1 protein-coding gene is annotated in these 1,286 nt (G+C 70.6%); it reads left to right on the plus strand.

The features are described 5' to 3' along the window. Positions 1-1,262: IS701 family transposase (locus ACFHVL_RS31285; RefSeq protein WP_416632229.1), on the plus strand; the 1,262-nt coding region annotated here is incomplete at its 5' end. Between the last annotated feature and the right edge of the window lie 24 nt (positions 1,263-1,286).

The raw sequence follows: 1,286 nt of genomic DNA on the forward strand, positions 1-1,286 counted from the left end.
CGGCGCTGGTCAGCAGGATGCCGAAACGCAACGGGTGGACCATCGCCGAGCATGTCGGGGACGCCACGCCGGACCGGACCCAGCGGTTGTTGAACCGGGCGGTGTGGGACACCGAGGGCGTGGCGAGCCAGGTCCGGCGGTACGCGGTGGCCGGGTTGGACACCGCAGCCGGCCGCCGCCGGCGGCGTGGGCTGGCGGTCGGGGCGTTGGACGAGACCGGACAGCAGAAGCAGGGCACGGCGACTTCCGGGGTGAAACGGCAGTACATGGGATGCGCCGGTCGGGTCTCCAACGGCATCAACACCGTGCACCTGGCCTACGTGCGGGAACGGACCGGGCACGCCCTGATCGCCGCCCGGCAGTGGATTCCCGCCGAGCAGGTCACCGACCCGGACACCGCCGCCCGTACCGGGCTGCCTCCGGGGCTGGGGTTCCGGACGAAGGGCCAACTCGCGATCGACCTGTGCACCCACGCGTACGCCGACGAGCTGACCTTCGACGTCATCTGCGGTGACGAGGTGTACGGCAACTGCACCGAACTGAGGGACTTCCTCGAACAACGTGGGCAGGCGTACGTGCTGCGGGTCGCCTCGACGTTCATGATCCAGACGCCGTCCGGTGACCGGCTGACCTACACACAGGCCGTTGACCTGCTGGTCGGTGGGGCCGGTCGTGGCTGGCAGGTCCGCTCGGCCGGCACGGGGTCGAAGGGACACCGCTGGTACGCGTGGGCGTGGATCGCCACCGCCTCACCCCGGCACCATCTCCTCGTCCGTCGTCACCTGGCCACCGGTGAACTGGCGTTCCACTACTGCTACGTGCCCGAGGGGCAGCCTGCGGTCGTGTCGCGGCTGATCCTCGCCGCCGGGCTGCGGTGGCCGGTCGAGGAATGCTTCGAGTTCGGCAAGGACCACCTCGGCCTGGACCAGTGCCAGGCCCGCCTCCACGACGCGATCGCCCGACACACCGTGCTGGTCATGGCCGCCCTCGCGGTCTGCGCGGTCACCGCCGCCGAGCTACGCCACCGCACCGACAGCCAGGCACCCCCGCCGACCACACCCGACCAGCCACCACCGGCCGAACCCGGACTGATCCCACTGACCGTGCCCGAGATCGGACGTCTCCTCGCCGACGCCCTCCACCGCCCACAACCACCCGACCACGCCATCGACTGGCTCACCTGGCGCCGACGCCACCAGGCCCGCGCCCGCTGGCACCACCAACGCACCCGCCTCAACCGCGAATACGCCCTGGTCAACTAACAAATGGCGGCTGCCGTACTAGGT

Origin of the sequence: Micromonospora sp. LOL_023 (assembly GCF_048060115.1) — a bacterium.
In the GTDB taxonomy this organism is placed as follows: Bacteria; Actinomycetota; Actinomycetes; order Mycobacteriales; family Micromonosporaceae; genus Micromonospora_E.